Source organism: Sphingomonas sp. PvP018, from assembly GCF_017876865.1.
GTDB lineage: Bacteria > Pseudomonadota > Alphaproteobacteria > Sphingomonadales > Sphingomonadaceae > Sphingomonas > Sphingomonas aerolata.
In genome coordinates, this window is record NZ_JAGIOU010000001.1 from 3,665,383 (window position 1) to 3,682,590 (window position 17,208).

At 65.3% G+C, this 17,208-nt stretch carries 18 protein-coding genes and 1 tRNA gene; 16 read left to right on the forward strand and 3 right to left on the reverse strand.

The window, feature by feature from the left end; genetic code table 11:
* Positions 1 to 22: 22 nt before the first annotated feature.
* The 6 genes from J3A66_RS16400 to J3A66_RS16425 all read left to right on the forward strand — a co-directional run bounded on the left by J3A66_RS16400 (position 23) and on the right by J3A66_RS16425 (position 7,009).
* Positions 23 to 2,017, forward strand: a complete 1,995-nt coding sequence (locus tag J3A66_RS16400; RefSeq protein WP_281064244.1) for an HAD family hydrolase — start codon at positions 23 to 25, stop codon at positions 2,015 to 2,017.
* Positions 2,014 to 3,126 carry a glycosyltransferase gene (locus J3A66_RS16405; protein WP_209570033.1) on the forward strand — a complete coding sequence of 371 codons (1,113 nt, stop codon included), beginning with the start codon at positions 2,014 to 2,016 and terminating at the stop codon, positions 3,124 to 3,126. The genes J3A66_RS16400 and J3A66_RS16405 overlap by 4 nt, the downstream gene beginning before the upstream one ends.
* Before the next feature lie 64 nt (positions 3,127 to 3,190).
* Positions 3,191 to 4,111 (forward strand): galactosyltransferase-related protein, encoded by a 921-nt coding sequence (locus J3A66_RS16410; RefSeq protein ID WP_209570035.1) that lies wholly within the window; start codon positions 3,191 to 3,193, stop codon positions 4,109 to 4,111.
* Positions 4,108 to 5,181 carry a glycosyltransferase gene (locus tag J3A66_RS16415; protein WP_209570037.1) on the forward strand — a complete coding sequence of 358 codons (1,074 nt, stop codon included), beginning with the start codon at positions 4,108 to 4,110 and terminating at the stop codon, positions 5,179 to 5,181. Before J3A66_RS16410 ends, J3A66_RS16415 begins: the two co-directional genes overlap by 4 nt.
* Complete coding sequence (locus tag J3A66_RS16420; RefSeq protein ID WP_348634069.1) at positions 5,178 to 6,086, forward strand: polysaccharide pyruvyl transferase family protein; 909 nt, start codon at positions 5,178 to 5,180, stop codon at positions 6,084 to 6,086. The genes J3A66_RS16415 and J3A66_RS16420 overlap by 4 nt, the downstream gene beginning before the upstream one ends.
* Entirely contained in the window at positions 6,083 to 7,009 is a 927-nt protein-coding gene (locus J3A66_RS16425; protein WP_209570040.1) for a glycosyltransferase family A protein, read from the forward strand. The genes J3A66_RS16420 and J3A66_RS16425 overlap by 4 nt, the downstream gene beginning before the upstream one ends.
* 68 nt (positions 7,010 to 7,077) lie before the next feature.
* Here the strand turns inward: J3A66_RS16425 and nusG are convergent, their stop codons facing one another.
* The 3 genes from nusG to J3A66_RS16440 all read right to left on the reverse strand — a co-directional run bounded on the left by nusG (position 7,078) and on the right by J3A66_RS16440 (position 8,538).
* On the reverse strand, positions 7,078 to 7,614 hold the full coding sequence (gene nusG / locus J3A66_RS16430; protein ID WP_031393771.1) for a transcription termination/antitermination protein NusG: 537 nt from the start codon (positions 7,612 to 7,614) through the stop codon (positions 7,078 to 7,080).
* 9 nt (positions 7,615 to 7,623) lie between these two features.
* Positions 7,624 to 7,821: a preprotein translocase subunit SecE gene (gene secE / locus J3A66_RS16435; protein ID WP_031393770.1), complete on the reverse strand. Its 198-nt coding sequence runs from the start codon at positions 7,819 to 7,821 to the stop codon at positions 7,624 to 7,626.
* A 640-nt stretch (positions 7,822 to 8,461) separates the two neighbouring features.
* Positions 8,462 to 8,538 (reverse strand) — tRNA-Trp (locus J3A66_RS16440).
* A gap of 314 nt (positions 8,539 to 8,852) precedes the next feature.
* Here J3A66_RS16440 and rpsL point away from each other — a divergent pair.
* The 10 genes from rpsL (at position 8,853) to rplB (ending at position 17,208) form a co-directional block, all read left to right on the forward strand.
* On the forward strand, positions 8,853 to 9,224 hold the full coding sequence (rpsL, locus tag J3A66_RS16445; RefSeq protein ID WP_010164594.1) for a 30S ribosomal protein S12: 372 nt from the start codon (positions 8,853 to 8,855) through the stop codon (positions 9,222 to 9,224).
* A 76-nt stretch (positions 9,225 to 9,300) separates the two neighbouring features.
* The gene (rpsG, locus tag J3A66_RS16450; RefSeq protein WP_031393769.1) at positions 9,301 to 9,771 is read left to right on the forward strand and encodes a 30S ribosomal protein S7; all 471 of its coding nucleotides are present in this window, start codon (positions 9,301 to 9,303) and stop codon (positions 9,769 to 9,771) included.
* Between the two features lie 123 nt (positions 9,772 to 9,894).
* On the forward strand, positions 9,895 to 11,991 hold the full coding sequence (gene fusA / locus J3A66_RS16455) for an elongation factor G (protein ID WP_031393768.1): 2,097 nt from the start codon (positions 9,895 to 9,897) through the stop codon (positions 11,989 to 11,991).
* A gap of 106 nt (positions 11,992 to 12,097) precedes the next feature.
* Positions 12,098 to 13,291, forward strand: a complete 1,194-nt coding sequence (gene tuf, locus J3A66_RS16460; RefSeq protein WP_031393767.1) for an elongation factor Tu — start codon at positions 12,098 to 12,100, stop codon at positions 13,289 to 13,291.
* A 170-nt stretch (positions 13,292 to 13,461) separates the two neighbouring features.
* On the forward strand, positions 13,462 to 13,860 hold the full coding sequence (locus J3A66_RS16465) for a GFA family protein (protein ID WP_209570042.1): 399 nt from the start codon (positions 13,462 to 13,464) through the stop codon (positions 13,858 to 13,860).
* 225 nt (positions 13,861 to 14,085) lie between these two features.
* The gene (gene rpsJ, locus J3A66_RS16470; RefSeq protein ID WP_007406109.1) at positions 14,086 to 14,394 is read left to right on the forward strand and encodes a 30S ribosomal protein S10; all 309 of its coding nucleotides are present in this window, start codon (positions 14,086 to 14,088) and stop codon (positions 14,392 to 14,394) included.
* A gap of 287 nt (positions 14,395 to 14,681) precedes the next feature.
* Positions 14,682 to 15,428 carry a 50S ribosomal protein L3 gene (gene rplC / locus J3A66_RS16475; RefSeq protein ID WP_031393765.1) on the forward strand — a complete coding sequence of 249 codons (747 nt, stop codon included), beginning with the start codon at positions 14,682 to 14,684 and terminating at the stop codon, positions 15,426 to 15,428.
* Between the two features lie 2 nt (positions 15,429 to 15,430).
* The gene (gene rplD / locus J3A66_RS16480) at positions 15,431 to 16,057 is read left to right on the forward strand and encodes a 50S ribosomal protein L4 (RefSeq protein WP_031393764.1); all 627 of its coding nucleotides are present in this window, start codon (positions 15,431 to 15,433) and stop codon (positions 16,055 to 16,057) included.
* Entirely contained in the window at positions 16,050 to 16,364 is a 315-nt protein-coding gene (locus J3A66_RS16485) for a 50S ribosomal protein L23 (protein WP_031393763.1), read from the forward strand. The genes rplD and J3A66_RS16485 overlap by 8 nt, the downstream gene beginning before the upstream one ends.
* A 4-nt stretch (positions 16,365 to 16,368) precedes the next feature.
* Positions 16,369 to 17,208 carry a 50S ribosomal protein L2 gene (gene rplB / locus J3A66_RS16490; protein WP_031393762.1) on the forward strand — a complete coding sequence of 280 codons (840 nt, stop codon included), beginning with the start codon at positions 16,369 to 16,371 and terminating at the stop codon, positions 17,206 to 17,208.

Here is a 17,208-nt window from a genome sequence, read left to right on the forward strand (position 1 = left end):
GGTCGCCTTGTTCATTCTCCATTTGGCCCTCGGGGGCTGCCTGAAAGCGCCGCCCATCGACTTCGGCATTACGGCCGACTCCGGGGGGCATCTTGCGTATGTGGTCGACGCAGCGCTGGTTCAGGCAAAGCTTCCCGGCGTGGACCGGGTCTCGATCGTTACCCGGTTGTTCCGGTCTGCGGATCTTCCATCCGTGCATGGCCTGCGATCGGAGTACGTCACCGACAGGTTGACGATCGACCGGGTCGATAGTGGCGAAGACCGCTATCTCGAGAAGGAGGCGCTCGCCGCCGACCTGCCCGCATTCACCGAGGCGTTTTGCCGTCACATTGCCGGACTGGCGGTCATGCCCAACGTCATCCATGCGCATTTCGCCGATGCCGCAGCGGTCGCGATCGAGGCACGCCGCCGGTTCGGCATTCCGTTCGTGTACACGCCGCATGCGCTGGCGATCGACAAACGCCGTCAGGGCCTTGGCGGAGCCGAACTCGGCACGCGGATTGCGGCGGAAACCACCGCGATCGCTGCGGCAGACGCGCTGATCGTATCGACGCGGGACGAGGCCGAACGGCAGGTCCCGGCCTATGGCGTCGGGGTCGCGGGCCGGATCCACTGCGTGCCACCCGGCGTACCCCGCCGTCCCGACGCCGGAAACACGGTGACGCTTGTCGATCGCCTGGGGGACTGGCTCGATCGGCCTGATCTCCCGATCCTGCTGGCGATCGCGCGACCGGTGGCGAAGAAGAACCTCGCGGCCCTCGTACGTGCGTTCGCGGCGGATCCGGTTCTGCACGAGCGTGCGAATCTGGTGATCCTCGCCGGGCAACATGGGGGCCAGTCGTCGAGTGAGGAACGGGCGGTGCTGGGCGAACTGCAGGCGCTTGCCGCTAGTCCTGCACTGCGCGGGCGATTCGCCTTGCCGCCGCGGCACGATGCTTCGGACGTCACTGCGCTGTACCGGCGAGCGGCGGCAGGCGGCGTGTTCGTCAACCCGGCGCTGCACGAGCCGTTCGGGCTGACCCTGATCGAGGCGGCGGCAGCCGGCGTGCCGGTCGTCGCCACCCGCAACGGAGGGCCGGCGGAGATCGTCGCGCAGATCGGTCACGGGCTGCTGGTCGATCCGCGCGACGAGCGCGGGATCACCGCAGCGTGTCGTGCGGTGATCGAGGACGCGGGCCTTCACGCACGGTTGAGTCGGGCGGCACGTGTCGGAAGCGCGGCATATGACTGGCGACGTTATGCCGGGGCGGCTGTCGGGATCTATGCGGCATTACGGCGCCAACCCGCTCTGCTGGCCTGCGACATCGACAACACGCTGACCGGGTCGGTCGATGGCGCGGCGGCCTTCGCACGCTGGCGGCATGGCAGCAGCCTGCCGTTCGTGGTCGCGACGGGGCGCAGCTTCGCCGAGGCGCGCGCGGTGCTGGCGCAGTGGCATTTGCCCGAGCCGGATGCATTCATCGTCGACGTCGGGACGCGGATCCTCCGTCCGGCTGCGCATGGCGGGTGGCAGTCCTGCGCCGGGTTCACTGCCGCGCTCGATAAGGACTGGGACCGGGCGGCGGTACGCGCGGCGCTTGCCCCGCTCGGCATCTGCGCCCAGCCGGTCGTTACCGAGGGCGCGCACAAGCTCAGCTTCTTTGGCGACGCCGCCGACGCCGCAGCGATCCGCGCGGCTCTGGCGCAGGCGGGGCTTGCAGCGCGGGTCGTGTTCTCGCACGGCCGGCTGATCGACGTGCTGTCCCCCGGCGGCGGCAAGGCGGCGGCGATCGCGGCCTATGCGGCCGGGTTGGGGCTGACGCTGGACGACTGCATTGCAGCGGGCGACAGCGGCAATGACCTCGACATGCTCGACGCGTGCGGGTTCGCGATTGTTGTTGCCAATGCGAGTGATGAACTGGCGACACTTGCCGCGCGTCCCGGGCTGCATCGCGCCACGCGCAACCATGCCGCCGGGGTGATCGAGGGGCTGGCGCGGCTCGGATTGACCACGCCGGCCGTGCAAGTCGCGGCATGACGCGTCCGTTCGGCTATTTCGTCCACCATCAGGGTCGCGGGCATGCGGAACGCTGTGCCGCGATCCTGCAGGCGCTGCCGCCGTCGCGTCCCGTGACGATCTTCTGCGCGCGCGACGACATCTTCCCCGCGCTGCCGGCGCAGGCGCGGATCGTGATGATCCCGTCGCTGTTCGAGCCGACCGGGGCGGAGGTGGCGATGGACTGGGTCGCGACGCCCGCGACGCTGCACTGCGCGCCGCTCGGCTGGCCGGGGATCCGAAGCGCGATGGCGACGATCGCCGACTGGTTCGCGCAAGCGGACCCCGCGCTGATGATCTGCGACGTGTCGGCGGAGATCGCACAGCTGGCGCGGATCTGCAGCGTGCCGCACGTGAAGGTGCTGCAGCATGGCGACCGCGGCGATGCGGGGCACCGCGCGGCCTATGACGGCGCCGCCGGGCTGCTCGCCGCGTTCCACCGCGATCTCGCCCAGCCCGACTGGGACGCGGCGATGGTCGAAAAGACCTGTTTCGCGGGCGGGCTGGGGGTCGATACGCAGGGCCCCGACCGGAGCGCGGCGCGGGAGCGGCTGGGGATCGGCGAGCGCGAGGAGATGATCCTCGTCATGGCCGGCGGCGGCGGCAGCGGGTTCGGGCAGGCGCCGCTGGGCGTCGGCGCGCGCAGCCGGCCTGCCGCGCGCTGGATCACGATCGGGCCGGTCGTGCGCGACTGGCATGCGACCGAGCCCGCCAATATCGAACATCGCGGCTGGGTGGAGAATGCGGCGGGCTATGTCGCGGCGGCGGATCTGGTGATCGCGTCGACGGGCAACACGACCTGCCAGCAGATCCTGGCGGCGGCGCGGCCGTGGATCGCGGTACCCGAGTGGCGCTATTTCGACGAGCAGCACCGCAAGGCCGACGCGCTTGGCGCAGCGGGGGTGGCGTGCATCCGCCCGCATCTGCCGTCGTCGGCGGACGCGTGGACGCAGGCGATCGACGCCGCCTATGCGCAGCACCGCCCCGAGCGGCAGCGCGCGATGATCGCCGAGGCCCCCGCCGACGATGCCGCGCGCTGGCTCGAGGCGCTGGCGGCGCGGCTCTGGGGCACGGCACCGCACCCGGCCTGATCCGTTCTCCACCCGTCGTTCACCGTATTCTGCCTTGTCCCCCGATTCCATTGGAGCCCTGCCCATGTCCGCTATCTCGATCGTCACGCTGGCCAAGGGGCGGGCGGAGCATCTCTACAATCTGGTTTTGGGGCTCACGCGACAGACGACCCAGCCGAGGGAGCTGATCGTCGCGGTGATGCAGGACGAGCCCTATGTCCTGCCCGAGACGGACTTTCCGGTCCGCCAGCTGATGATCGCGGGCGAGGCGTTGCCGCTGGCCGCTGCGCGCAACCTGGCGGCGCGGACCGCGACGGGGGAGGGGCTGATCTTCCTCGACATGGACTGCATCCCGGCGCCGGACCTGGTGGCGGACTATGCCGGGCACCTTGCAACCTATGACGGGTTGCTGATGGGCGAGGTGATGTACCTGCCGGGCGGCGCGACGAAGGGGGACTGGCGCAGCGAAGATTTTGCGGACGTCGCGGTGCGGCATTCGGACCGGCGCGGACCACCCGCCGAGGGGATCGAGGCGTGCAACGACTATCGCTGTTTCTGGTCGCTCAACTTCGCGATGCGGCGCGCGACCTTCCTCGCGGTCGGCGGGTTCCACGAGGGCTATAACGGCTATGGCGGCGAGGATACCGATTTCGGCAAGGTGCTCGACACCGCAGGCGTGCCGATCGCGTGGATCAAGGGCGGGTTGGCGCATCATCAATATCACCCGCACCACATGCCGCCGGTCCATCATCTCGACAGTGTGATCCGCAATGCCGAGCTGTTCGAGGCGCGCTGGGGCTATCGGACAATGGGGCACTGGCTGCACGCATTCCGGCTGATGGGGCTGATCGACGACCGGCCCGGCCAGCCGATCCGCGTGCTCCGCCGCCCCGATGACGCGGATTTCGCATTGACCGGGCAGCAGAGCCACCAGCCCTATGCCAATACCGCAAGCGTCATCCGCCTGCTGGAAGAACGTGTCGCTGCGAGTGCTGCGGCGGCGTGAGGATCGCTTTGCTCTCGCACGTCCGCCAGCGGATCGCGCAGCCGTTCATGGGCGGGATGGAATCGCACAGCTGGTATCTGGCGGAAGGGCTGCAGGCACGCGGTCATGACGTCGTGCTGTTCGCGAGCGGCGACAGCGATCCCCGTTTCGCAATCGATCCGGTGCTGCCCCAGCATTACGAGCGCGTGTTTCCCTGGGCCGAGCATCGCGGGTCGGCGCCGCTGATCGCGCACGTCGACCAGGGCTATATCGCGGCGTGCGAGAGGATCGCGGCGGGCCGGTTCGACGTGGTGCACAACAACAGCCTGAGCCGCTTCCCCATCGAGCCGCAGCGGACCGCGATCGTGCCGACCGTCACCTCGCTCCACGTGCCGCCCTATGACGCGCTGCACTGGTTCGTGAAGGCGAGCCCGTCGCCGACGCACCGGCTGACGGTGACGTCGCAGTCGCAGCTGAGCGCCTGGTGGCCGGACGGCGCGCCTGCCGAGGCGTCGGTGCTGCACAACGGCATCGACCCCGCAGCGTGGCGGTTCTCGCCCGCAGGGGACGGCAGCGCGATCTGGTCGGGACGGATGACGCCGAACAAGGGGCCGCATCTGGCGGTACAGGCGGCACGGCGCGCGGGTGTGGCGATCACGCTGTACGGGCAGATCGAGGATCCGGACTATTGGGCGGCCGAGGTCGCGCCGCATCTGGGACCCGACGTTCGGTATGGCGGACATCTGGACGGCGCGGCCCTGGCGTCGGCGCTCGGGCAGGCGTCGGTGTTCCTGTTCACGCCGTGCTGGGACGAGCCGTTCGGGCTGGTCGCGGCGGAGGCGATGGCGTGCGGCCTGCCGGTTGCCGCGTTCGACATGGGCGCGGCGCGCGAGGTTGTGGGCGAGGCAGGATGTCTCGCTGGGCCGGGCGACGTCGAGGGGCTGGCGGCGGCGATCCCTGCGGCGATGGCGATTCCGCGCGATGTGCCGCGCGCTCGGGTCGAACGGCTGTTCACCCGCGACCGCTGGCTCGACCGGTGCGAGGCGCTGTATGCGGAGGTATGCGCGGCCAAGGCGGAGATGGTCGCGTGACGGTATCTGCACGGATACGGGGCGACGACGTCATCGCGGCGCAGCAGGAGGCGCTGGCGGCGCTGTACCGGCAGCATGTCGGGTCCGGCGACCGCTATGCGCTGCTCGACTTTCCCGATCACGCCAATGTCGGCGACAGCGCGATCTGGCTGGGCGAGATCGCGATGCTCCGCGCGATCACCGGGCGGGATCCCGATCATGTCTGTACCTGGGACGCGTTCGACGCGGACGCGTTTCGCCGCGACAGCCCGGCGGGGGTCGTGTTCCTGCACGGCGGCGGCAATCTGGGCGATATCTGGCCGCATCATCAGCGGTTTCGCGAGGCAATGCTGGCGGAGTTTCGCGACCGGACGATCGTCCAGCTGCCCCAGTCGATCCATTTCCGCGCTCGCGAGGGGCTCGACCGCTTCGCCGCCTGCGTCGCGGGGCATCCCGATTTCCACCTTTATGTTCGCGATGCGCAGAGCCTCGACCTTGCGCGGCCTCTGTCCTGCCCGGTCGCGCTGGCGCCCGATTCTGCGTTCGCGCTGGGGGCGCAGTCGCGTGGGCCGGCGGATTGCGACCTGCTGATGCTGATGCGGACCGATGACGAGCGCGTGGCGGGGGATCGCGGGCCGGTGCCGGAGGGGGCGGTGGTGCTCGACTGGCTCGAGGATGGCGTGCTGCCGGCTTGGGAGGCGGGGGTGCCGCGTGCTGCGCATTATGAGCGACTGGCCCGTGCGCGGGTCGCGCGCGGGCTGACGCTCCTGTCGCGCGGGCGGCAGGTCGTCACCGACCGGCTGCACGCGCATATTCTCGCGCTGCTGCTGGGCATCCCGCACGTCGCGCTCGACAATGATTATGGCAAGCTGTCCGCCTATATGGCCGCCTGGACCGCGCCGTCGCCGCTGCTGCTGCGCGAATGATCGACGTCAGTGTGCTGATCTGCACGCGCGACCGGGGGGCGTCGCTGTCGCGCACGCTCGACTCGGTGACGCGCGCGGTCGGCGTTGCGGGGGACGTGGCGGTCGAGATGGTCGTCGTCGACAACGGGTCGCGCGACGATACCGCGGCGCGTCTGGCGGCCTGGAAGGAAGAGCAGGCGTTTCCCGTGATGCTGCTGGCCGAGCCGCGCGCGGGGCTGGCGCGGGCGCGCAATCTGGGGCTGGCGCATGTCCGGGGGCGGATCGTCGCGATGACCGACGACGATTGCGTGCTCAAGCCGGACTATCTGCTCGCGCTGGTCCGCCGGTTTGCCGGGGTCGCGATGCCGACGATCGTCGGCGGGCGGATCCTGCCGGGCGATGCCGCCGACCTGCCGGTGACGCTGAAGCTTGAGGATCATCCGATGGAGCCGGTGCCGGGCGCGTTTCCCGGCGGGTTCGTGATGGGCGCGAACCTTGCCTTCACGCACGACGTCATCGCGCGGACGGGGCCGTTCGATACGCGGTTCGGCGCGGGCGCGCGGTTCGTGGCGGCGGAGGATACGGATTTCCTGTTCCGCGCGATCGCGGCCGGGGTGGTCGTCGCCTATGACCCGTATTTCGTCGTCGAGCATCATCACGGGCGCTGCCGGCCCGATCAGGTGATCGCGCTGCTCGCGGGCTATGGCTATGGCGACGGCGCGCTCTACGCCAAGCATATCCTGACCGACCGGCGGATCCTGGAGGCGATCCGCCGCGACCTTGGCGACGCGTTCGGCGAGATCCGCGCGGGGACGCGGCCGTTTCCGTATATCCGGCGGTTTCACAGGTTCCGCCTGCGCCACATGCTGCGCGGCTTTCTCGCTTATGCGGGCGCTGAACTTACAGCGCGGGTACGGCTTTCACCCACACACGAAAAGGCCTGATGCCGCGGCGTCGCAGCATCAGGCCCCTCATTATTCGTATCGACTGAGCCCGCAGGCTCAGGCAGTAATTACTTCGAGCGTTCGACCTGCTCGAACTCGAGCTCGACCGGGGTGGCGCGACCGAAGATCGACACCGACACCTTGACGCGGCTGCGATCGAAATCGAGTTCCTCGACAAGGCCGTTGAAGCTCGCGAACGGACCGTCGAGCACCTTGACCTGATCGCCGATCTCGTAGTCGACCTTGACCTTCTGCTTGGGAGCGGCCGCGGCCTCTTCCTTGCTGTTGAGCATCCGCGTGGCTTCCGCCTCGCTGATCGCCTGCGGCTTGCCCATGCTGCCGAGGAAGCCGGTCACCTTGGGGGTGTTCTTGACGAGGTGATAGACGTCGTCGTTCATGTTCAGCTTGGCGAGAACATAGCCCGGCATGAACTTGCGCTCGACCGCGATCTTCTTGCCGCGGCGGGCCTCGGTGATCGTCTCGGTGGGGACTTCGATCTGCTCGACGAGCTGTTCGAGACCCATGCGGGTCGCCTCTGCCATGATCGAGTCGCGGACCTTGCCCTCGAAGCCCGAATAGGCGTGAATGATGTACCAGCGCGCCATGTGCGGACCTTATTGAGCGAGTTTCAGAAGGGCGGTGACGATCGCCTGAAGGATCGAGTCGACGCCGAAGAAGAAGAGCGCGAGGATCGTCGTCATGATGACGACCATCACCCCGGTCATGATCGTCTCGCGACGCGTCGGCCACGTAACCTTGGAGGTTTCGGTGCGGACCTGCCGGATGAATTCGAGTGGGGACGTTTTAGCCACGGTGCTGTTCGAACCCGCCTGATGGAGACATGAAAAGAAGCGAGGCATAGACCCATAACCCGCTCCCTGTGAAGGGTCGCCCCGTCAATAGGGCCCCGTCAAAGGGGTCGGGCATGCGTCCGTCTCGCTGTCGGATGGCGGCGCAAATAGCTTCCGCGCCGACGGAACGCAAGGGGTGGGGCGGCAGCGCCCGCCGGGCGGCCCCGTTATGACCCGACTCGGCAGCGCATGAGGCGCGCTGCACCAGCCTTTCGCGCATGATTGAAAGCATAAGGGGATGCGTGGGAGGCGGGACCGAAAGGCGCGGGGGCGGGCGTTTGCGCCCTCTCCCCCGCCGGCCGTCAACCGGTGCCGGTCTTGCCGGCGGCGCCTCTCCTGCGTTTCTGTTATGTTTGCCGGCGTGACGGACCGTCATCGGTATATCAGCGCGCAGACCAAAAAAAAGGCCGGTCAAAGACCGGCCGTAAAAGTTTTAGGAGAGGATGCCTGAAAGGCACAGTCTTTGTGCATCGCAGCAGCGAATTCCACAACTGCACAAATTGCATTATGAAATGCGTTTTGTGCAATCGCAACGGACGCGGCTTTGCTGATCACTGACCCGGTGGTCAGAGATGCATATCGACGGCGATGTGAGAAGATATGGCAGGAGTGCTCGGATTCGAACCGAGGGCCTTCGGTTTTGGAGACCGACGCTCTAACCAACTGAGCTACACTCCTGTGCGGTGGCGGGCTCTAGCGCCATGTCCGCGGCAGGGCAAGCACCTGTTCATGCCCGATGCACGATTGTCGAACGTGCAACCAATCTGGCGTCGGCCTCAGGGCAGGGGGGGTGATCCCCGTGTTGACCGCGGCTGACTCCTGACCTATAGGCGCGCCCTGTTCTTCGGGAGTCTTTCCCGCCGGGCATGCTTGAACATTGCTGGATGCATTCCAGGGCCTGAGGAGCGTTTTGCGCTTCCTAGGGTCCTTTTTGTATTCTCAGGCGCCTCAATGGCTCCAGCAAAGTAACCATTTGAAAGGTGAAGGCTTCAATGCCGACGATCAACCAGCTGGTCCGCAAGGGCCGCGATCCGCAGAAGGCCAAGTCGAAGGTCCCTGCGATGGAAGCCAACCCGCAGAAGCGCGGCGTTTGCACCCGCGTCTACACGACGACCCCGAAGAAGCCGAACTCGGCTCTGCGCAAGGTGGCCAAGGTTCGCCTGACCAACCAGCGCGAAGTCATCAGCTACATCCCGGGCGAGGGGCACAATCTTCAGGAGCATTCGGTTGTCCTGATCCGTGGCGGTCGTGTCCGCGATCTTCCCGGTGTTCGCTATCACGTCCTGCGCGGCGTGCTCGATACACAGGGTGTGAAGGACCGGCGTCAGTCGCGTTCCAAGTACGGCGCCAAGCGTCCGAAGTAAGCCGATCAATGCCAACCGACGCAAGTCGGCACTGGTATGTTTGATCACTAAGGCTGAAGTTTAGAAGGAATATAAAATGGCACGTCGTCGTCGTCCCGAAAAGCGGGTCATCCTGCCTGATCCCAAGTTCGGGGATGAGGTTCTGTCGAAGTTCATGAACAGCGTCATGCTGGACGGCAAGAAGTCCGTCGCAGAGCTGATCGTGTACGGTGCATTCGAAACCGTCGAGAGCCGCGCCAAGCGCGACCCGATCGGCGTGTTTCATGATGCGCTGAACAACGTGAAGCCGGGCATCGAAGTCCGTTCGCGTCGCGTCGGTGGTGCAACCTACCAGGTTCCCGTCGAAGTGCGTCCCGAGCGTGCACAGGCGCTGGCGATCCGCTGGCTGATCGGTGCGGCACGTTCGCGCAGCGAGAACACGATGGCCGCACGGCTGTCGGGCGAGCTGATGGACGCCGCGAATAACCGCGGCAACGCGGTCAAGAAGCGCGAAGACACGCACCGGATGGCAGAAGCCAACCGTGCATTCTCGCACTACCGCTGGTAACAGCGGGCTTCGAAGCCTAGCATTGGTAACCGTGTCACGGGCGGTCTTTCGCCCGTAACGCAAACACCTATATATTGGGGAGCCGGCACGTTCGGCTCCCCATATCCTTAAGGAAGCACGATCATGGCCCGCAGCCATCCGCTCGACCGTTACCGCAACATCGGCATCATGGCGCACATCGACGCCGGCAAGACGACGACGACCGAGCGCATCCTCTATTACACCGGCAAGTCCTACAAGATCGGCGAAGTGCATGAAGGCACCGCGACGATGGACTGGATGGAGCAGGAGCAGGAGCGCGGGATCACGATCACGTCGGCTGCAACCACCTGCAAGTGGCGCGCCGAAGAAGGTAAGGGTGAAGAGCACCTTATCAACATCATCGACACCCCGGGCCACGTCGATTTTACGATCGAAGTCGAGCGTTCGCTGCGCGTCCTTGACGGCGCGGTCGCGTGCTTCGACGGCGTTGCCGGCGTTGAGCCGCAGTCCGAGACCGTGTGGCGCCAGGCCGACAAGTACGGCGTGCCGCGCATGTGCTTCGTCAACAAGCTCGACCGCACCGGTGCCGACTTCTATTTCTGCGTCGACTCGATCATCGAGCGTCTCGGCGCGCGCCCGGCGGTCCTGTACCTGCCGATCGGCATGGAAGGCGGCTTCAAGGGCCTGGTCGACCTCGTCGAGAACCGCGCGATCATCTGGCTCGAAGAGAGCCTGGGTGCGAAGTTCGAATATCAGGACATCCCGGCTGACATGGCCGACAAGGCCGCCAAGTATCGCAGCGATCTGATCGAGATGGCCGTCGAGCAGGACGATGCTCTGATGGAAGCCTATCTTGAGGGTAACGAGCCGAGCGTCGCCGATCTTAAGAAGCTGATCCGCAAGGGTACGCTCAGCATGGCGTTCGTGCCGGTGGTCTGCGGTTCGGCGTTCAAGAACAAGGGCGTCCAGCCCCTGCTCGACGCCGTGGTGGACTATCTGCCTTCGCCGCTCGACGTTCCCGCGATTCAGGGTCTGAAGCTCGACGGCGTGACGCCGGACGAGCGTCCTTCGTCGGACGAGGTTCCCTTCTCGGCGCTGGCGTTCAAGATCATGAACGATCCGTTCGTCGGCACGCTCACCTTCGCCCGCATCTATTCGGGCAAGCTGGAGACCGCGTCGCAGGTCACCAACTCGGTCAAGGACAAGAAGGAAAAGGTCGGCCGCATGCTGCTCATGCATGCGAACAGCCGTGAGGACATCCAGGAAGCGTTCGCGGGCGACATCGTCGCTCTCGCAGGCCTCAAGGACACCACGACGGGCGACACGCTCTGCGCGATGAACGCACCGATCATCCTCGAGCGGATGGAATTCCCCGAGCCCGTGATCGAGCTGTCGGTGGAGCCGAAGACCAAGGCCGACCAGGAGAAGATGGGCGTCGCGCTCAATCGTCTCGCACGCGAGGATCCGTCGTTCCGCGTGTCGTCGGACCCCGAGTCGGGCCAGACCATCATCAAGGGCATGGGCGAGCTCCATCTCGAGATCCTGGTCGACCGCATGAAGCGTGAGTTCAAGGTCGAGGCCAATGTCGGCGCTCCTCAGGTCGCCTATCGCGAATATCTGAAGAAGCCGGTCGACGTCGACTACACGCACAAGAAGCAGTCGGGCGGCACCGGTCAGTTCGGTCGCGTGAAGGTCAAGGTCACGCCGGGCGAGCGTGGTTCGGGCATCACGTTCAAGGACGAGATCAAGGGCGGCAACATTCCGAAGGAATATCTGCCTGCGATCGAGAAGGGCTTCCGCGAGACCGCCGCTTCGGGTTCGCTGGTCGGCTTCCCGATCATCGATTTCGAGATCGTGCTGTATGACGGCGCGTATCACGACGTCGACTCGTCGGCTCTGGCGTTCGAAATCTGTGCCCGTGGCGCAATGCGCGAAGTGGCGCAGAAGTCGGGCATCACGCTGCTCGAGCCGGTCATGAAGGTTGAGGTGGTTACCCCGGAGGACTATCTGGGCGACGTCATCGGCGACATGAACAGCCGTCGCGGCCAGATCCAGGGCACCGACAGCCGCGGCAACGCGCAGACGGTCGAGGCGATGGTGCCGCTGGCCAACATGTTCGGCTATGTGAACTCGCTCCGCTCGTTCACGCAGGGTCGCGCGCAATACTCGATGCAGTTCTCGCATTATGATGAAGTGCCGCAGAACGTCGCTGACGAGGTGAAGGCGAAACTGGCCTAACCCTTTAAGGGGGTAGGGCTAGCGTCAGGCTTTAACAGCCGCTATGGGGCCGCGTTCGCGCGGTTCCCGGTGTGGCACCGGAATACGAATCAGAAGGTAGGAAACAATGGCCAAGGCAAAATTTGAGCGGAACAAGCCGCATCTTAACATCGGCACCATCGGTCACGTCGATCATGGCAAGACGTCGCTCACCGCTGCGATCACGAAGGTTCTGGCAGAGACGACCGGCGGTACCGCTGTCGACTTCGCAAACATCGACAAGGCTCCTGAGGAGCGCGAGCGCGGCATCACGATCTCGACCGCACACGTCGAGTACGAGACGGCCAACCGTCACTACGCACACGTCGATTGCCCGGGCCACGCCGATTATGTGAAGAACATGATCACCGGCGCAGCCCAGATGGACGGCGCGATCCTCGTGGTTTCGGCGACTGATGGCCCGATGCCGCAGACCCGTGAGCACATCCTGCTCGCACGCCAGGTCGGCGTGCCTGCCATGGTCGTGTTCATGAACAAGGTCGATCTGGTCGACGACGAGGAAATCCTCGAGCTGGTCGAAATGGAAATCCGCGAGCTGCTCAGCTCGTACGACTTCCCGGGCGACGACATCCCCGTCATCAAGGGTTCGGCAACTTGCGCGCTGTCGGGTTCGAACCAGAAGCTCGGCGCCGACGCCGTCACCGAGCTGATGCAGGCTGTCGACGACTACATCCCGCAGCCTGAGCGTCCGCTCGACAAGCCGTTCATGATGCCGATCGAGGACGTGTTCTCGATCTCGGGTCGTGGTACGGTCGTCACCGGCCGCGTCGAGACCGGCATCGTCAAGGTTGGCGAGGAAGTCGAGATCGTCGGTATCCACCCGACCGTTCGCAAGACCACGGTCACGGGCGTCGAGATGTTCCGCAAGCTGCTCGACCAGGGCCAGGCTGGCGATAACGTCGGCGCGCTGATCCGCGGCGTTGCACGCGACGAAGTCGAGCGTGGCCAGGTGCTCTGCAAGCCAGGCACGATCAAGCCGCACACCGACTTCAACTCGGAAGTCTACGTGCTGTCGAAGGAAGAGGGTGGCCGTCACACGCCGTTCTTCGCCAACTACCGCCCGCAGTTCTACTTCCGTACGACGGACGTGACCGGCACCGTCGAGCTGCCTGAGGGCACCGAGATGGTGATGCCAGGCGACAACGTGTCGCTCGGCATCAAGCTGATCGCACCGATCGCCATGGACGTGGGCCAGCGCTTCACGATCCGCGAAGGCGGCCGTACCGTCGGTGCAGGCGTCGTCAGCCAGATCGACAAGTAAGCATCCTCTCCTTCGGGAGATGATCGAAGAGCCCGGCCTTTCGCGAGAGAGGCCGGGCTTTTTCGTGTTCGGGGGCGGCCACAGCGTCGCCAGAGCGTTGGGCGGCAAGCATGCAATTGCCAGGGTCCGGCGATCGGCTGGATTAGGCACGTCACAGGGGGGCGGGGCTCATGCGTGCGCAATGTCAGTGCGGCCAACTCACGGTCGAGCTTCCGGGGCCATCGCCTGCCGTGGTGGCATGTCACTGCATCGCCTGTCAGCGCCGAAGCGGATCGCCCTTTGGTGTTCTCGCCTATTATCCCGAGGACCTGCTCACTGTCGCCGGTGAGGGCAAACGGTTTGAGCGGGCGACGGACGAAGGCAATCGCTTCGAGACGGTCTTCTGCCCAGAGTGCGGATCAACGGTCTATGCGAGGACCGCCAAGCACCCGTCGATGATCGGGGTCGCCGTGGGCGCGATTGCCGATCCTGCTTTCCCAGCTCCCGTTCGCTCTGTCTGGGAGGAATCGATGCATCACTGGGTGACCTTGCCAGGTGAAGTACAGCATTTCGCCAAAGGACGCGTGTAGGCGTCGGTTATCCGGCTGATCGGGCGCCCGCCCTAGGCCGAGGTAGCGTCAAAGGGGTTGGGTGAGGGTAGTCATGGAGCCTATCGCCGCCGCGAGGGGGCGGCCTAAAATCGTCGTCGCGCTAGTTGCCTTTTCGGCGACTCTCCCGTAATGGCCCGCCTTCGGTTTAAACATCAACCAGCAAGAGCCCGGAAACGGGCCCGCTCTTTCGCATCGGTAGGGACTATGGACAGCAATATCCGCATTCGTCTGAAGGCGTTCGATCACCGTGTGCTCGATCAGGCCACTGGCGACATCGCCGACACCGCACGCCGCACCGGCGCGCTCATCCGCGGTCCGATTCCCCTTCCGACGCGCATCGAAAAATTCACCGTGAACCGCGGCCCGCACATCGACAAGAAGTCGCGCGAGCAGTTCGAGGTGCGCACGTACAAGCGTATGCTGGATATCGTCCAGCCGACGCCGCAGACGGTCGATGCGCTGATGAAGCTGGACCTCGCCGCTGGCGTTGACGTCGAGATCAAGCTCGCCTAAGGGCGAGCGCGGCGCGGTCGACCGGTAACGGTCCCGCGCCGTTCGACATTGGGATACCGCCGTCGGTGCAAACCGACGGGGCAGCGTCCCCCGTCACGTTCCTGCGTTCGCAGGAACACCAGCCCGGGACGGGGCGCGTTTCGTATTTACCGGGTTGATCCGACTCCATTCAGGGCTTTTGCCGGGGATGGGGTCAGGTGGATGCATCATGGAGCTTGCTCCGGACATGGTCCGCAAGCCCCCGAGGAATAGTCCGACGGGGCCTCTGTCTAGGAAGGGACAAGATCATGCGTACTGGCGTGATCGCGAAGAAGATGGGGATGACCCGCCTGTTCCAGGAAGATGGTCGGCATGTGCCGGTCACCGTTCTGGCACTTGAAGGCAATCAGGTCATTTCCGTTCGCGAAATGGATCGTGACGGCTACACCGCCGTCCAGCTTGGTGCAGGCGTTGCCAAGTCGAAGAATGTCGCAAAGCCGCAGCGCGGCCATTTCGGCAAGGCCGAAGTGGAGCCCAAGGCTGTCGTCCATGAGTTCCGTGTGAACGCAGACGGCCTGCTCGACGTTGGCGCCGAGATCTCGGCCGACCATTATGTCGCAGGCCAGATCGTCGATATCCAGGGCAAGACCCAGGGTAAGGGCTTCCAGGGCGGCATGAAGCGTTGGGGCTTCGGCGGTCTGCGGGCAACCCACGGCGTGTCGGTCTCGCACCGTTCGCTCGGTTCGACCGGTCAGCGCCAGGATCCGGGCAAGGTCTTCAAGAACAAGAAGATGGCCGGCCACATGGGCGACAAGTATCGCACCCAGCAGAACCTCGAGATCGTATCGACGGACGTCGAGCGTGGTCTCCTGTTCGTCAAGGGTTCGGTTCCTGGCTCCAAGGGCGGCTGGCTCTTCGTCAAGGACTCGGTCAAGGTCGCGCGCCACGCCGACGCACCGTTCCCCGCCGGTCTCAAGACCGTCAACAGCAACACCGCAGCAGACACGCCGGCCGAAACGACCGACGCACCTGCAGCCGACGGCCAGGAGGGCTGAGCGTGAAGATCAAGCTTTCATCTTTCGCCGGCACCGAGGGCGCGGACATCGAGCTCAACGACGAGATCTTCGGTCTCGATCCGCGCGCCGACATCCTGCACCGTGTGGTCACCTGGCAGCTCGAGAAGCGTCGCGAGACGGCTCGTGGCACCCGTGAGCGCGCAGACGTCGCTCGCACCGGCAAGAAGTTCGGTCGCCAGAAGGGCGGCGGTACGGCACGTCACGGCGATCGCCGCGCGCCCGTGTTCATCGGTGGTGGTAAGGCTCACGGCGCTCGCGTCCGTGACTTCAACCCGTCGCTGAACAAGAAGGTTCGCGCGCTCGGCCTGCGCATGGCGCTCAGCAGCCACGCCAAGGCGGGTTCGCTGGTCATCATGGACAGCCTGGCTGTCGAGGGTGGCAAGACCAAGACGTTGCAGGGCGATCTCGCCAAGCTCGGCTTCGGCAAGCGTGCGCTCGTCATCGACGGCGACATGGTCGACACCAGCTTCGCATTCGCTGCGGGCAACCTGTACGAAGTGAACGTGATGCCGGCAGCCGGCGCCAACGTTTACGACATCCTGAAGCATGACACGCTGGTGCTGACGCGCGCCGCTGTCGAAAAGCTGGAGGCGCGCTTCCATGGCTAAGAAGCAGAAGGCGGGCATCGATAATCGTCATTACGACGTTATCCTCGCCCCGCACATCACCGAGAAGACGACGACCCTGTCGGAGCACAACGCGGTGGTGTTCAAGGTGTCCAACGACGCCACGAAGCCCGAGATCAAGGCGGCCGTAGAGGCGCTGTTCGACGTGAACGTCGTCGGCGTGAACACGCTCGTCCAGAAGGGCAAGACCAAGAAGTGGAAGGGCACGAACTACTCGCGCTCGGACATGAAAAAGGCAATCGTGACGTTGAAGGACGGTCAGTCCATCGACGTGACGACGGGGATCTGAGGCCATGGCACTCAAGCATTATAATCCGACATCGCCGGCACGCCGCGGTCTCATCCTGGTCGACAAGTCGTCGCTCTGGAAGGGCAAGCCCGTCAAGGCGCTGACCGAAGGCAAGCACAAGACCGGCGGTCGTAACAACAAGGGCCATGTGACCTCGCGCGGCATCGCCGGTGGTCACAAGCAGAAGTACCGCTACATCGACTTCAAGCGTCGCAAGTGGGACGTCGAAGGCACTGTCGAGCGGATCGAGTATGATCCCAACCGCACCGCGTTCATCGCCCTGGTCAAGTACCCGGACGAAGAGCTCGCCTACATCCTGGCGCCGCAGCGTCTGGCCGTTGGCGACAAGGTTCTCGCGGCCAAGAAGACCGACGTGAAGCCAGGCAATGCCATGGAACTCGGTCAGATGCCGGTCGGCACCATCGTCCACAATGTGGAGATGAAGCCGATGAAGGGTGGCCAGATCGCCCGTTCGGCCGGCACGTATGTGCAGGTCGTCGGTCGCGACAAGGGCATGGTGATGGTCCGCCTGAACTCGGGCGAGCAGCGCTACATCCGCAGTGATTGCATGGCGACGGTTGGCGCGGTTTCGAACCCCGACAACCAGAACCAGAACCTGGGCAAGGCAGGGCGTTCGCGCTGGCTTGGTATTCGTCCGCTGACGCGCGGCGTCGCCAAGAACCCGGTCGACCATCCGCACGGCGGTGGTGAAGGCCGCACCTCGGGTGGCCGTCATCCGGTCACGCCGTGGGGCAAGCCGACGAAGGGTGCGCGCACGCGTCACAACAAATCGACCGACAAGATGATCATCCGGTCGCGTCATTCGACGAAGAGGAAGGGCTAA

Coding starts and splice junctions, on each gene's coding strand:
- J3A66_RS16405 (WP_209570033.1), top strand. CDS start 2,014: ATGACGCGTCCGTTCGGCTATTTCGTCCACCATCAGGGTCGCGGGCAT.
- J3A66_RS16410 (WP_209570035.1), top strand. CDS start 3,191: ATGTCCGCTATCTCGATCGTCACGCTGGCCAAGGGGCGGGCGGAGCAT.
- J3A66_RS16425 (WP_209570040.1), top strand. CDS start 6,083: ATGATCGACGTCAGTGTGCTGATCTGCACGCGCGACCGGGGGGCGTCG.
- nusG (WP_031393771.1), bottom strand. CDS start 7,614: ATGGCGCGCTGGTACATCATTCACGCCTATTCGGGCTTCGAGGGCAAG.
- rpsL (WP_010164594.1), top strand. CDS start 8,853: ATGCCGACGATCAACCAGCTGGTCCGCAAGGGCCGCGATCCGCAGAAG.
- rpsG (WP_031393769.1), top strand. CDS start 9,301: ATGGCACGTCGTCGTCGTCCCGAAAAGCGGGTCATCCTGCCTGATCCC.
- fusA (WP_031393768.1), top strand. CDS start 9,895: ATGGCCCGCAGCCATCCGCTCGACCGTTACCGCAACATCGGCATCATG.
- tuf (WP_031393767.1), top strand. CDS start 12,098: ATGGCCAAGGCAAAATTTGAGCGGAACAAGCCGCATCTTAACATCGGC.
- J3A66_RS16465 (WP_209570042.1), top strand. CDS start 13,462: ATGCGTGCGCAATGTCAGTGCGGCCAACTCACGGTCGAGCTTCCGGGG.
- rpsJ (WP_007406109.1), top strand. CDS start 14,086: ATGGACAGCAATATCCGCATTCGTCTGAAGGCGTTCGATCACCGTGTG.
- rplC (WP_031393765.1), top strand. CDS start 14,682: ATGCGTACTGGCGTGATCGCGAAGAAGATGGGGATGACCCGCCTGTTC.
- J3A66_RS16485 (WP_031393763.1), top strand. CDS start 16,050: ATGGCTAAGAAGCAGAAGGCGGGCATCGATAATCGTCATTACGACGTT.
- rplB (WP_031393762.1), top strand. CDS start 16,369: ATGGCACTCAAGCATTATAATCCGACATCGCCGGCACGCCGCGGTCTC.